At 63.2% G+C, this 13,157-nt stretch carries 11 protein-coding genes; 1 reads left to right on the forward strand and 10 read right to left on the reverse strand.

The window, feature by feature from the left end; genetic code table 11:
- The first annotated feature begins 31 nt into the window (after nt 1-31).
- Nucleotides 32-502, forward strand: coding sequence for a YhbY family RNA-binding protein (locus ACCD07_RS10500; protein ID WP_176653901.1), 471 nt, complete (start codon nt 32-34; stop codon nt 500-502).
- A gap of 45 nt (nt 503-547) precedes the next feature.
- Here ACCD07_RS10500 and ACCD07_RS10505 read toward each other — a convergent pair whose 3' ends face one another.
- From ACCD07_RS10505 to ACCD07_RS10550, 10 genes are all read right to left on the reverse strand, one after another.
- Complete coding sequence (locus ACCD07_RS10505) at nt 548-1,030, reverse strand: DUF4149 domain-containing protein (RefSeq protein WP_176653900.1); 483 nt, start codon at nt 1,028-1,030, stop codon at nt 548-550.
- Nucleotides 1,030-1,506, reverse strand: coding sequence for a transcription elongation factor GreA (gene greA, locus ACCD07_RS10510; protein WP_176653899.1), 477 nt, complete (start codon nt 1,504-1,506; stop codon nt 1,030-1,032). The genes ACCD07_RS10505 and greA overlap by 1 nt, the downstream gene beginning before the upstream one ends.
- Nucleotides 1,507-1,599: 93 nt before the next feature.
- Entirely contained in the window at nt 1,600-4,830 is a 3,231-nt protein-coding gene (carB, locus tag ACCD07_RS10515; protein ID WP_353402401.1) for a carbamoyl-phosphate synthase large subunit, read from the reverse strand.
- A gap of 1 nt (nt 4,831) precedes the next feature.
- Complete coding sequence (gene carA / locus ACCD07_RS10520; protein WP_413447311.1) at nt 4,832-5,995, reverse strand: glutamine-hydrolyzing carbamoyl-phosphate synthase small subunit; 1,164 nt, start codon at nt 5,993-5,995, stop codon at nt 4,832-4,834.
- A gap of 227 nt (nt 5,996-6,222) precedes the next feature.
- Nucleotides 6,223-6,669, reverse strand: a complete 447-nt coding sequence (locus tag ACCD07_RS10525; protein ID WP_413447312.1) for a type II toxin-antitoxin system HicB family antitoxin — start codon at nt 6,667-6,669, stop codon at nt 6,223-6,225.
- A gap of 330 nt (nt 6,670-6,999) precedes the next feature.
- Nucleotides 7,000-7,410, reverse strand: coding sequence for a GlcG/HbpS family heme-binding protein (locus ACCD07_RS10530; RefSeq protein ID WP_176653895.1), 411 nt, complete (start codon nt 7,408-7,410; stop codon nt 7,000-7,002).
- A gap of 34 nt (nt 7,411-7,444) precedes the next feature.
- Nucleotides 7,445-8,368: a patatin-like phospholipase family protein gene (locus ACCD07_RS10535; protein ID WP_353402396.1), complete on the reverse strand. Its 924-nt coding sequence runs from the start codon at nt 8,366-8,368 to the stop codon at nt 7,445-7,447.
- Between the two features lie 69 nt (nt 8,369-8,437).
- A complete protein-coding gene (locus ACCD07_RS10540) occupies nt 8,438-9,898 on the reverse strand; it encodes a hypothetical protein (protein WP_413447313.1) in 1,461 nt (486 codons plus the stop codon).
- 58 nt (nt 9,899-9,956) lie between these two features.
- The gene (locus tag ACCD07_RS10545) at nt 9,957-12,041 is read right to left on the reverse strand and encodes a glycoside hydrolase family 36 protein (RefSeq protein ID WP_413447314.1); all 2,085 of its coding nucleotides are present in this window, start codon (nt 12,039-12,041) and stop codon (nt 9,957-9,959) included.
- A gap of 20 nt (nt 12,042-12,061) precedes the next feature.
- Nucleotides 12,062-13,144 carry a hypothetical protein gene (locus ACCD07_RS10550; protein WP_413447315.1) on the reverse strand — a complete coding sequence of 361 codons (1,083 nt, stop codon included), beginning with the start codon at nt 13,142-13,144 and terminating at the stop codon, nt 12,062-12,064.
- Nucleotides 13,145-13,157 lie beyond the last annotated feature (13 nt).

The following is a 13,157-nucleotide window of genomic DNA, read 5'->3' on the forward strand; positions in this document are numbered from 1 at the left end:
CTGCCTTTAAGGGAACCACTAAAAATATATTATGCAAAAACTTACACCTGTTGAGCGCAGCGCTCTGCGCGCCGAAGCGCATGGTCTCAAGCCTATCGTCCTGATCGGCGAGGCGGGCCTGACAGCCAACGTCCTCAAGGAAATTTCGCTGGGCCTGGATTCGCACGGCCTGATCAAGGTCCGCGTGTTCGGCGACGACCGCGAAGCCCGCGCCGCCATGTACGACACCATCTGCGAGCAGCTCGACGCGGCACCGGTGCAACACATCGGCAAGCTGCTGGTGCTGTACCGTCCGAAGGTGGAAACGGAAAAAGCCCGCTCGACCTCCGGCAAGGGCCTGCGCGAAGTCACCATCGTCAAGCCCAGCCCAAGCGGCACCAAGCGTCCGTCGGTGACCAAGGTACTGCTCAAGGGGAATGAACGCGTGACCCAAGGCGGCAATATCAAACGCGCCAAGCCACAGCAGAAGTCGACCAAGAAGAGCGCACTGGGCTCGAAATAAGCCTCGTGCATCGTCCTTTCCCGCCCGGGAAAGGACGAAAGTGTTTTACTGTTTCACCACCAGCCACGCGGCCAGCAAGCTCTGCACCAGGTAGATGCTGCTGGAAATGCCGTGCAACATGCCGAATTCATTCCTGGCAGCGTCTTCCATCACACCGCCCGGCCCTGCCGCGGCACGCAAGGCCGCCATCATCGGCTGCAGGCCGAAATGCGACACCAGCGTACACAGCAACATTGCAAACACGACAATCAGCAGGTTGCGCCGCGTCTTGGCGGCCGAGTTGGCGGCGGAACCGGCGAAAATGCCGCCAGTCTCGGCGCCCTTGCTGATCCACAGCAGCACCAGCATGACCAGCGCGCAGGCGATCGACAGCCACGCCTCATTCTTGAACAAGCTGGCGGCGATGGTGCCGGCCAGCACGCGGTCGCTCAGCGTGGCGAACAGCGTCGGCGCGGCCAGGTAGCCGACCGCCCACAAACTGCCGGCCCACAGCGTCGCGACCAGCAAACGGGTGCGCGCGAGTAACATCAGATGTAACGCACTTCCAGGATTTCGTATTCGCGCGGGCCGCTCGGGGCCTGCACTTCCACCACGTCGCCGGCCGATTTGCCGATCAGCGCGCGGGCGATCGGCGACGTCACCGATACCTTGCTCAGTTTCAGGTCCGCTTCGTCCAGGCCGACGATCTGGTAGGTCACTTTCGCGCCCGACTCCAGGTCTTCCAGGTCCACCGTCGACGCGAACACCACGCGGCCATCGGCGTCCAGCGTGGTCGGGTCGATGATCTGTGCGGCGCTCAGCTTACCTTCCAGTTCCGCGATGCGGCCTTCGACGAACGCCTGGCGCTCCTTGGCGGCATCGTACTCGGCGTTTTCCGACAGGTCGCCATGCGAGCGTGCTTCGGCAATCGCGTCGATCACGATACGGCGTTCTTTGGTCTTCAACTGGTGCAGCTCGTCTTTCAGGAGCTCTGCGCCGAACTTGGTAAGTGGAACTGAAGTCATGTTGTTTATTTACTCTGTTTTTACAATGGAAAACCACAGAGGCCACGCCAACCTGCAGCGCGAGCTCTGTGGTTAATAGGTACTACTTAGGCCTTAGTGTAAGGTTTTATGCAGCCCTTGTAAATCGTACACTTGCAATTCGTCGAGGTGACGAATGCCTTCGACCGCCGCTTCGGCGCCGGCGATGGTGGTGTACGTCGTCACGCGCGATGCGAGCGACGAGGTGCGGATGGCGCGCGAGTCCGTGATGGCGCTGCGCTTTTCCTCGACCGTGTTGATGACCAGGACAATCTCGTGGTTCTTGATCATGTCGACCACGTGCGGACGTCCCTCGACCACCTTGTTCACCGGCGTGACCGGGATGCCGGCGGCGGCGATGACGGCGGCGGTGCCCTTGGTGGCCACCAGCGTGAAGCCGATGTCCACCAGGTCGCGCGCCACCTGCACCGCGCGCGGCTTGTCCGACGATTTCACCGACAGGAACACCTTGCCCGATTTCGGCAGCTTGATGCCGGCGCCCATCTGCGACTTGACGAAGGCTTCGCCGAAGGTCTTGCCGACGCCCATGACTTCACCGGTCGATTTCATCTCCGGTCCGAGGATGGTGTCGACGCCCGGGAACTTCACGAACGGGAACACGGCTTCCTTGACGCTGAAGTAAGGCGGCACGACTTCCTGGGTGATGCCCTGCTGCGCCAGCGTCTGGCCCACCATGCAGCGCGCGGCGATCTTCGCCAGCTGCAGGCCGGTGGCCTTCGACACGAACGGCACGGTGCGCGATGCGCGCGGGTTCACTTCCAGCACGTAGACCACGTCGCGCATTTCGCCGTCGCGTTCCTGCTTCTGGATCGCGAACTGCACGTTCATCAGGCCGACCACGTTCAGGCCCTTGGCCATCAGCGCGGTCTGGCGCTTCAGTTCATCGATGGTCTCCTGCGACAGCGAGTAAGGGGGCAGCGAGCAGGCCGAATCGCCCGAGTGCACGCCGGCTTGCTCGATGTGTTCCATCACGCCGCCGATGAAGGTGGTTTCGCCGTCGGAGATGCAATCGACGTCGCACTCGATGGCGTCGTTCAGGAAGCGGTCCAGCAGCACCGGCGAATCGTGCGACACCTTGACCGCTTCGCGCATGTAGCGCTCGAGGTCGCGCTGCTCGTGGACGATTTCCATCGCGCGGCCGCCCAGCACGTACGAAGGACGCACCACCAGCGGGTAGCCGATTTCCTGTGCCAGCGCCAGGGCGTCGGCTTCGGTGCGCGCGGTGCGGTTAGGCGGCTGGCGCAGGTTCAGCTTGTGCAGCAGCTGCTGGAAACGCTCGCGGTCTTCGGCGGCGTCGATCATGTCCGGCGAGGTGCCGACGATAGGCACGCCGTTCGCTTCCAGGTCCAGCGCCAGCTTCAACGGGGTCTGGCCGCCGTACTGCACGATTACGCCGACCGGTTTTTCCAGCTCGACGATTTCCAGCACGTCTTCCAGGGTCAGCGATTCGAAGTACAGGCGGTCCGAGGTATCGTAGTCGGTCGACACGGTCTCCGGATTGCAGTTGACCATGATGGTCTCGTAGCCGTCCTCGCGCATCGCCAGCGCGGCGTGCACGCAGCAGTAGTCGAATTCGATGCCCTGGCCGATACGGTTCGGGCCACCGCCCAGCACCATGATCTTCTTCTTGTCGGTCGGATTGGACTCGCATTCCTCGTCGTAGGTCGAGTACATATAGGCCGTGTTGGTCGAGAACTCCGCAGCGCAGGTATCGACGCGCTTGTACACCGGACGGATGTTGAGCTCATGGCGCTTGGCGCGCACGGCCTTGGCATCGGTCTGCAGCAGGAACGCCAGGCGGCGGTCGGAGAAGCCTTTTTGCTTCAGCTTGTACAGCGTGGTGCGGTCGATCTGCTCCAGCTTCTGCGTGTCCATCCACAGTTCCAGGTCGACGATCTCTTTAATCTGGATCAGGAACCATGGATCGATCTTGGTCAGCTGGTGTACCTCTTCCAGCGTGAAGCCCTGGGCGAACGCGTCGCCCACGTACCAGATACGCTCGGGACCAGGCTCGCCCAGTTCCTCTTCGATCTTCTCGCGGTCCTTGGTTTTTTCGTTCAGGCCGTCCACGCCGACTTCCAGGCCGCGCAGCGCTTTCTGGAACGATTCCTGGAAGGTGCGGCCGATCGCCATCACTTCGCCGACCGATTTCATTTGCGTGGTCAGGTGGTGGTCGGCGGTCGGGAATTTCTCGAACGTGAAGCGCGGGATCTTGGTCACGACGTAGTCGATCGACGGTTCGAACGAGGCCGGGGTCGCGCCGCCGGTGATCTCGTTGCGCAGCTCGTCCAGCGTGAAGCCGACAGCCAGCTTGGCCGCGACCTTGGCGATCGGGAAGCCGGTGGCCTTGGAAGCCAGTGCCGACGAACGCGATACGCGCGGGTTCATTTCAATGACGATCATGCGGCCGTCGGCCGGGTTGATCGAGAACTGCACGTTGGAGCCGCCGGTGTCGACGCCGATCTCGCGCAGCACCGCCAGCGAGGCGTTGCGCATGATCTGGTATTCCTTGTCGGTCAGCGTTTGCGCCGGCGCCACGGTGATCGAGTCGCCGGTGTGCACCCCCATCGGATCCAGGTTTTCGATCGAGCAGATGATGATGCAGTTGTCCGCCTTGTCGCGCACCACTTCCATCTCGTACTCTTTCCAGCCCAGCAGCGATTCTTCGATCAGCAGCTCGTTGGTCGGCGAGGCTTCCAGGCCGCGCTTGCAGATGGCTTCGAATTCTTCCTCGTTGTAGGCGATGCCGCCGCCGCTGCCGCCCATCGTGAACGACGGACGGATGATGGTCGGGAAGCCCACTTCGCGCTGCACGGCCCACGATTCTTCCAGCGAGTGCGCCACGCCGGAACGCGCGGAACCCAGGCCGATCTTGGTCATCGCGTCCTTGAACTTGGAGCGGTCCTCGGCCTTGTCGATGGCTTCCGGCGTCGCGCCGATCAGCTCGACCTTGTACTTGTCCAGGATGCCGTGGCGATGCAGGTCCAGCGCGCAGTTCAGCGCGGTCTGGCCGCCCATGGTCGGCAGGATCGCGTCCGGCTTTTCCTTGGCGATGATTTTCTCGACGACTTGCCAGGTGATCGGCTCGATGTAGGTGACGTCGGCCATCTCCGGGTCGGTCATGATGGTCGCCGGATTGCTGTTGACCAGGATGACTTTGTAGCCCTCTTCGCGCAGGGCCTTGCAGGCCTGTGCGCCGGAATAATCGAACTCGCAAGCCTGGCCGATGATGATCGGGCCAGCGCCAATAATCAGAATACTTTTAATGTCTGTACGTTTAGGCATCTTATTTTTTCTCCGTTGCTTCCATCATGCCGATGAAGCGGTCAAACAGGTAAGCGACGTCAGTCGGGCCGGGCGATGCTTCAGGGTGGCCCTGGAAGCAGAAGGCCGGCGTGTCGGTGCGGGCGAAGCCCTGCAGCGAGCCGTCGAACAGCGATTTGTGGGTTACGCGGCAGTTGGCCGGCAGCGTGTCCGGGTCGACGGCGAAGCCGTGGTTCTGGGACGTGATCAGCACTTGCTTGCTGTCCAGGTCCTGCACAGGGTGGTTGGCGCCGTGGTGGCCGAACTTCATCTTCAGCGTTTTCGCGCCCGAGGCCAGGCCCATGATCTGGTGGCCGAGGCAGATGCCGAACAGCGGCAGCTTCCTGGCCATGAATTCCTTGGCGGCGGCGATCGCGTAGTCGCATGGCTCAGGGTCGCCTGGGCCGTTCGACAGGAACACGCCGTCCGGGTTCAGCGCCAGCACGTCGGCGGCGCTGGTCTGCGCCGGAACGACGGTCACCTTGCAGCCGCGCGCGGTCAGCATGCGCAGGATGTTGCGCTTGACGCCGAAGTCGTAGGCCACGACGTGGAACTTGGGGTCGGTGAGCTTGCCGTAGCCTTCGCCCAGCGTCCATTCGGTTTCGGTGTATTCGTACTGCGACTTGACGGTGACCACCTTGGCCAGATCCATGCCGGACAGGCCGGGGAAGGAGCGGGCCAGGTCCAGCGCCTGCGACGCCGACGGCTCGTTGCCCTGCGTGCCGACCAGGATGGCGCCGGACTGGGCGCCCTTCTCGCGCAGGATGCGGGTCAGCTTGCGCGTGTCGATGCCGGCGATGGCGACGATGTTCTCGGCCTTCAGGTAGTCGGCCAGCGATTGGGTGGAGCGGAAATTGGACGCCATCAGCGGCAGGTCACGGATGATTAAACCGGCTGCGTGGACTTTGGTGGATTCGACGTCTTCGAGATTGACGCCGGTATTGCCGATATGCGGATACGTCAGGGTGACGATCTGGCGGCTGTAGGAGGGATCGGTCAGGATTTCCTGATAGCCGGTCATGGAAGTATTAAAGACCACTTCGCCGGTCGTATGGCCGGCGGCGCCGATCGAAAAACCTTTGAAAATGGTTCCGTCAGCGAGGGCCAGTATGGCTGGAACGGCTGGGCCAGAAAAAAATGGCGGCAAGGGCAACTCCTGATAAAGTTACCGTAGCTGCGCCACGTCAGACGACCGTCGTGTGTCCCCCGCCGTCGCAGGCCAGGGTGGAAGGTCAGATTGATGATGGAGTGAGTGGTAGTCGCTACGGTAGAGGTGAGATTGGCTAAACCTTTGAATTATAACCAAATCTCCTCTACTTGGCAATGGACCGTCGGCGAAATACCGGCAAAAAAATCGCCGCTGGGTATGGCGTTTTACTTACTTACAATGGCGGCATCTTCCTTGGGGGAGCCCACCAATCCATGCAACTTCGCCGCCTCCCCTGGGGTCAATCCCTGTCTGCGCCCCACATATTCGGAAATTGCGACCGCGAGCAATTGGTCAACGGCGCATTCATCCAATCGTGCCAACTCGGCAACATCCCGATGCAAGCCACGCGGAATGCGCAACGCTATTCTTCCCACATATTCTGAAGCTTCCACAGGCTCAATAACTGGGTAGCCTTCTGCAAGACAAACCGCCAACCAAGACTCGGCAGCCCTATCGAAATTTGCCAAAGCTTCCTCTGCAGTATCACCCTCGGCTATACAACCAGGAAATTCATGAACGGTCACGGTGTATCCGCACTCGGGATCAGGCAATAAGCGCCGCACATAAGGACGAGCAAGAATCGCCCGAATTTTGTCATCCGTTTTAGTCATCTTCGCTCTCCCGCAAAAAGATCTCCCACGCAACAACGTCTTTAAGTAAGGCCTCAACGATACTTTTGGCCGTACCGATCTTCAGTCCGGACGAGTGATGCGGAATACTCAACGGCGGAAACAGCCGAGGTCGCTGCATCTCCAGCAGAGTTCGCCTTATTTTGGCTAAATGGTTTGGGGTCATAACATCGCAGCGATATCGCTGGCGATATCACATTATAGACATGCCGTTTGCATGCTGCGACGATTCTCCAATAGAAAATGCCGCTTGGCGTTGAGCCAAACGGCATTCTGTACGACTGTCCGGACCGGAGCCGGCGCTTGAAAAGCTTAGCTCAGCGCGGCGATGCCGGCTTTGGCGATTTGCGCATCTTCGGCCGATTTCACGCCCGACACGCCCACGGCGCCGATGATGTGGCCGTCAACGATGATGGGCACGCCGCCTTCGAGCATGCCGTCGGTCTGCGGCGCCGGCGCGCTCAGGAACGATACGCGGCCGTTGTTGATCATGTCTTCGTAGATCTTCGATTCGCGGCGGCCCAGCGCCGATACGCGCGCCTTGGCCGGGGCGATGTGCGACGACAGCGGCGCGGCGCCGTCCTGGCGTTGCAGCCACAGCAGGTGGCCGCCGTCGTCGACGATGGCGATCACGACAGCCCATTTATTGGCGACGGCCTCGGCTTCCGCAGCAGCGGCGATTTTCTTGACGTCGGCGAGGCACAGGTATGGTTTGGTTTGCATGGAGTCTTCCTTTTTGTTCGAGCCGATATTGTACCTAGGGTTTGCGCTTGGCTTCCAGTTTTTGCTTAATCTGCGCCATCACCTGCGCCGCCGCCTGCTCGCCCGCCAGGATCGCCTGGTTGCGGCCGGCGAAGTCGTTGCCCGCCATCTTGCCCAGGCTCGGCGCGATGACCACGTCCGCGTCCTTCAATTCGTACTGGTTGATGCGCTGGCCCATGATGCTGAAGGTCTGCATGATGACGTCCAGCGAGCTGACGGTGGCCTGCACGTCGGCCTGCGTCGAGATGTTGACCGCGATGACGAAATCCGCGCCCATGTCGCGCGCAAAGCGCACCGGCACCGGCGCCACCAGGCCGCCGTCGACATAGGAATGGCCGTTGATCGTCACCGGCTGGAACACGCCGGGCACCGACGACGACGCCCGCACCGCCATGCCCGTGTTCCCGCGCTGGAACAGGATGGGCTGGCCGTTCTTCAGGTCCGACGCCACGGCGCCGAACGGAATCTTGAGTTTTTCCATCGGCTGGTTGTTGACCGCCTTGTTGACATAGGCCTGCAGCGCCTCGCCCTTGAGCACACCGGTGCTCTTGCCGAACAGCGGCACGGCCCAGTCGGAGATCGCCGCCTCGTCCATGTCCAGCGCCATCTTCTGCAGCTGGAAGCCGGTGTTGCCGGCCGCGTACAGCGCGCCGACCACGCTGCCGGCGCTGGTGCCGACCACGATGTCCGGATAAATGCCCTGCGCCTCCAGCGCCTTGATGACGCCGATGTGGGCAAAGCCGCGCGCCGCCCCGCCGCCCAGCGCCAGGCCGATCTTGATCTTCTTCGGCGGCAGCGGCTCGGGCACGGAAACCGCCGGGGCCACCGGCGTTTCGATCACCGGATTGGTCTTGCAGCCGACAACGGCGGCAGCGGCGAAGATGGTTAAAGCGACAAGGGAAAGACGGCGTGATGGCATGTAGGGTTCAATCTGCTGGTTTATGGCGCAGCAGATTGTATCTTAATCCCCTCCCTCAGGCCGAATGCCTCACTGAGCCGCGGCGGCGGTGCCGTATTCGTCGGCCCCCAGGTCGATGATGCCTTCGATCCGCGCTTCGCCGTTGATATCCTGCGTGCCGTTGAGCGGAATCGAGCCGGAAGGGAAATAGCGGGTCCACAGCGGCGAGCTCCAGGTCGTCAGCGCGGTGCCGGTGGCGCCGACATTGATGGCCGGCGAGGTATTGAGCAGCTTCAGGTCGCCGGTCGTCGGCGCGACGTAGCGCGGATCGGCGATCACGCGCGTGCCCGGCAGGCTGGTGGTGCTGGAGCTGGTGCCCCACCACAGATTGATGCCCCAGACATTGCCGGTGTGCCCGGTCCCTTCGACCTGGTAGCTCTCGGCGGTGGCGCCCTTGCCGGAGAAGATGTTATTGCTGAAGCGCGAATCAATGACCTTGTACTGGAACACCACCTCGCTGCCCCAGCCCTTGTTCTTGTAAAACGAGTTGTTGTGCACATTGATGCGGCGCGACTGGCCGGCGCCCGTCGAATAGCCGCCCAGCGACAGCCCCGCCTCGCGGTTGGCGTACACAAAGTTGTTGGTCATCAGGATGTCCTCGGTCGCTTTGCCGCTGTGCTCGCTAGCGAATTCGAAGCCGATGTCGTTGCCGGTGGAGATGTTGCGGTCGAAGATGATGTTGCGTCCGCCATCCACATAAAAGCCGCCGGCCGAACCTTCCCCGCCGTACCACGGATTGGTCGTGCTGGAATTGTTCTGCGCGCGGTTGTTGCGCACCATGCCGTTGCGCACGCGGTCGCTCTCGCCGCAACCGGAGCACTCGCCTTCGTAGCCGATGAAGTCGAAGCCGATATTGTTATTGTCGTGCACGTTGTTGCTCAGCACTTCAAAACGGTCCACGTTGCCGTTGATGACCAGCGCCTCGCTGGCCTGCAACACGTTCTGGTACACCTCGTTGCCCTGCACCAGCAGGTCGGTGACGCCGGTGGCGTTCGTGCCAAACACCGCCAGGCCATGCGCGCCGACCGAGCACGGATCCTTGCAGGTGCTGGTGTTCTTGATGGCGTGGATCTTGTTGTTGACGATCTGCAAGTTGGAGCCATTGCCTTCGATCAGAATGCCGACCGGCGTATTGCTGCCGCTGGACGTCAGCCCCGTCACGTCGAAGCCTTCGACCCGCACATAGTTCGAATTCTTGATCGTGATCAGTCCCTCGCGGCCGGACGGCGCCAGGCCGCTGCCGCTGATGATGGCGCCCGCATCGCCCTTGAGCGTGACGAGTGCGCTGGCGGTGCCGGACTTGCCTGAAATGAGCACCTTCTGCTTGTAGGTACCGGCCAGCACGTGGACGGTGTCGCCGGCGCCGGCGGTATTGACGGCGGCCTGGATCGACTGGCCGGGGCTGACGGTAATGGTGATGGCGTGCGCCGTGGACGCCAGCAGGCCGGCAAACACACACGCGGCTGTGGCGAAAGCTTTCACATAGTTCATAGGCAGTTCTCCAATTGAAAAGACAGCACCTTCGACTCACCCGGCGGCGCCGGGGGCTTTACACCGGCACCGCCTCCAGCAGCAGTGCGTGTTCGAAGCGCAGCGTCAGGCGGTTGCGGCCGCCCTCCACGACGCCGATATCCTTGCCGTCGACGTAATCGCGCAGGCGCCAGCGTCCGGCGCCCAGGCCGCGGATCTCGACCGGGCCGTCCCAGCGCGGCGCGAAGAAGGCGAAATACATCCTGCCGCCCTTCTCCACCGCGTGGCCTTCCGGCTTGTCGAAACCGATGTCGTACAGCTCGCCGCGATAGACGCCGTTGGCCAGCATCTTGTCGCGATAGATGCCGATCCACTTGCGCCACTTCAGCTCGCGCTCGGGCGTCAGCAGGAAGCTGTCTTTGGGCTTGGGATCGACCGGCCAGGTGAACTTGGTCGACAGCACGGCGCCGATGCCGACCGTCGAGGCGAAATCGTCGCCGCCGTCGCTCAGCTCCACGTGGTCGCCCGCATACGGCGCCGAGCGCCCCATCAGCGCCTTCAGCGTCTTGCCCTTGTGCCGCACCTGCCACGACGACAGCGGGTCGGAGGCCGGCGCCTGGTTCATGGAGGGGAAATTGTGGAAGGCGTACGAGGTGCCGCACGGGCAAAGCTCGACCACGGCGTTGGGATTGATCTCGCGCGCCGTGTCGTACACCATCTTCCAGAAATCCTGCAGCTTCTCGAACGACTCCTCGGGCCGCGCGTGCTTGTGCAACGGGTTGTGGCATGGCGCCACACCGTTCAGGTGCTGGCCGTCGATCTTCAGGCCCTGGTAACCCCACTCGCCCAGGATCTTGCGTATCCAGGCGCGGGTCATGTCGATGGTGGGCTGGTAGGCCGGGCACAGATAGAAGCTGTTCCACCAGCTGATCAGCTGCGGCGCGCCCTCCTTGTCCAGCAGCAGCATGTCGGTGTGGTCACGCAGCAGGTCCGAGCCGGGATCGACCGCCAACGGCGTGATCCACAGCCGCGCCTTCAGGCCGGCGTCCTTGATGGTGGTCACCAGGCCGCGCATGTCGGCTTCGCCGCCCGGGAACTTCCTGGTGTCCAGTTTCCAGTCGCCTTCGTTGTTCTGCCAGCCATCGTCCAGCACCGCCCATTCGAGGCCCAGCTCCTTGGCCTTCTGCAGCGTGCCCACCATCAGCGGTACCGTGAAGTCGCGCTCGTAGCCCCAGGCGCACCAGATAGGCTCGTAGCATTCGGCCGGGGCGTCCGGGGCGCGCAGGCCGCGTTCGGCCATGGCCTGGCGGTACTGATCGAGCGCGGAAAAATAATCGCCCGTGTGCAGCGCCAGGAAGGTGTCCAGCGTATCGAGCGTCTCGCCCGGCTGCAGTGTCGTCTCCTGCTTGAATTCGACCGCCAGCGAGGCGCCGCCCGCGACCGCGCGCACCGGCAGCGCGACCAGGCGCGGCACGGTGTCCAGGTGGCCGACGGCCAGCCCGCACTCGCGGTTCCAGACGTCGGCCGCAGGCGTGCCGCCGCCGTAGTCGGAAGCGTTCATGCCCATGAAGTTGCGCTGGTCAAAGCCGGCGACCAGCGGCTGCACCCAGTCGCGCCGGTCGGGATGGGTGGCGCCGGAGAAGGTCCAGAATTCCGCCTTGCGGCCAGCCGCGGGGCGCAGCGTGTGGGCGCTGTTGGCCCAGGCCGCGACCGGCAGCGGCTTGTCGCCGGTGTTGCGATAGGAAACGCGGATGACGGCCAAGCCGGGATGGCGTTCATAAAAAGTGACGGCGACCGTCTTCTCGATGCCGTCCGCCATGCCGGACAGGCGATGGCGTACGCCGGGGCCGTGGGCGCCGTCGACCTTGTCGGCCGCCTGCGACGACAGCGCAAAGCGTTCGACCCAGCGGCCGTTGGGCAGGTGCAGCCGTTCGCTCGGCGCGAAGGCGGTGACCGCCGTGGGCCGGGGCCCGCGCCGGGACACGACGCGGCAGCGCAGCAGGCTGTCGAATTCCAGCGCCATGGCGGCGTCGCCGATGCGCGCCACTTGCTTGCCTTGCGCCTGCAACGTGGCCGCGCCGGCGTCGCCCACCGTGGACGTCACTGCGGCTCCCGCCAGCCATTGCAGCAAGGTGCGACGGCGTTGATCATGTTGGTTGCTCATCGGTTTCCTCGTTTTTCTATTCAATGCCAGGCGCGCGGGTAGGCTTTTTCCGCGTTGATCCGGTATAGCTTGTCGACCACGGCGCGCGGCAGCGCCAGCCCGCGCACCGGCCGGTCCAGCTCGGGCACGGCGAAGCTGTCGGCGGTGACGAAATAACGCCAGTCACGCCGCCATACCGTGTCCACGTCGGCCACGAAGCCGGCGTCGTCCTGCTCCGCCGACTGCGCCAGGTCGGAGCCGTACATCAACCGGTCCTGGTACTTGATGAGGAAGGCGCGCACGCGTTTGCGGTCGCGCTGCGACTGGTATTGCAGCTGTCCGATGCGGGCCGCCACGTCGACGTTGACGCCGGGGTGGACGTCGAGGAAGCGCGCCAGCCGGTCCACATCCCACTCCAGCGACGCCAGGTGCACGCCGGTGAAGCGCAGGTCGGGATGCTTGTCCAGCAAATGGTCGCGTGCGGCCATCTGCTCTTCGTAGCTGGGCATCTCCGGGTGCGCGTACATGTGGTAGGCCGGATGTTCCTTGAAATATTCGCGGTCGTTATTGACCGTCATCTGCTCAAGCGGCAGCCAGCAGTTGTGCGGTTCGCCCTGGTGCCCCAGCACCATGACGCCGCGTTGGGCCAGCCCGTTGAACACTTGGTCGAAACGCGGATCGTCGACCATCACCAGCTTGCCCTGGCCGTCGCGCAGGCTCATGCCGATGTTCTTCCACACCTTGACGCCGCCGGCGCCGTCGGCCAGCGCCCCATCCAGGTCTTTCAGCGTGGCCGCGCCCCACTCCGGCTTTTCGAAGCCGTCGGTGGAAAAGGTCGCGGCCCAGGCCACCTGCCGCGGATGACCGTGGGCCAGCGCGCTGGCCACGCGCCGCTGCTGGTCGAGCGGTGGAAAATCCGGATAGTCGACATTGATGGTCAGCGCACGGAAGTTGTCCTTGCGCGCCAGCGCCAGCCAGGCGTCCTGATTCTCGCCGTGCAGGTGTAGATGGGCGTCGATCTTCGGCACCTTGTCGAAGTCGCGCACGGTGTAGCCGCTGGCGGCGGTGGCCAGCGGCGCGGCCAGCAGCGCCGCAAGAACGGCAGGTAGCAGAGTACAACGCATATAAAGTCCTTTA

It is taken from the genome of Duganella sp. Dugasp56 (genome assembly GCF_047304105.1).
GTDB classification, from domain to species: domain Bacteria; phylum Pseudomonadota; class Gammaproteobacteria; order Burkholderiales; family Burkholderiaceae_D; genus Rugamonas; species Rugamonas hordei.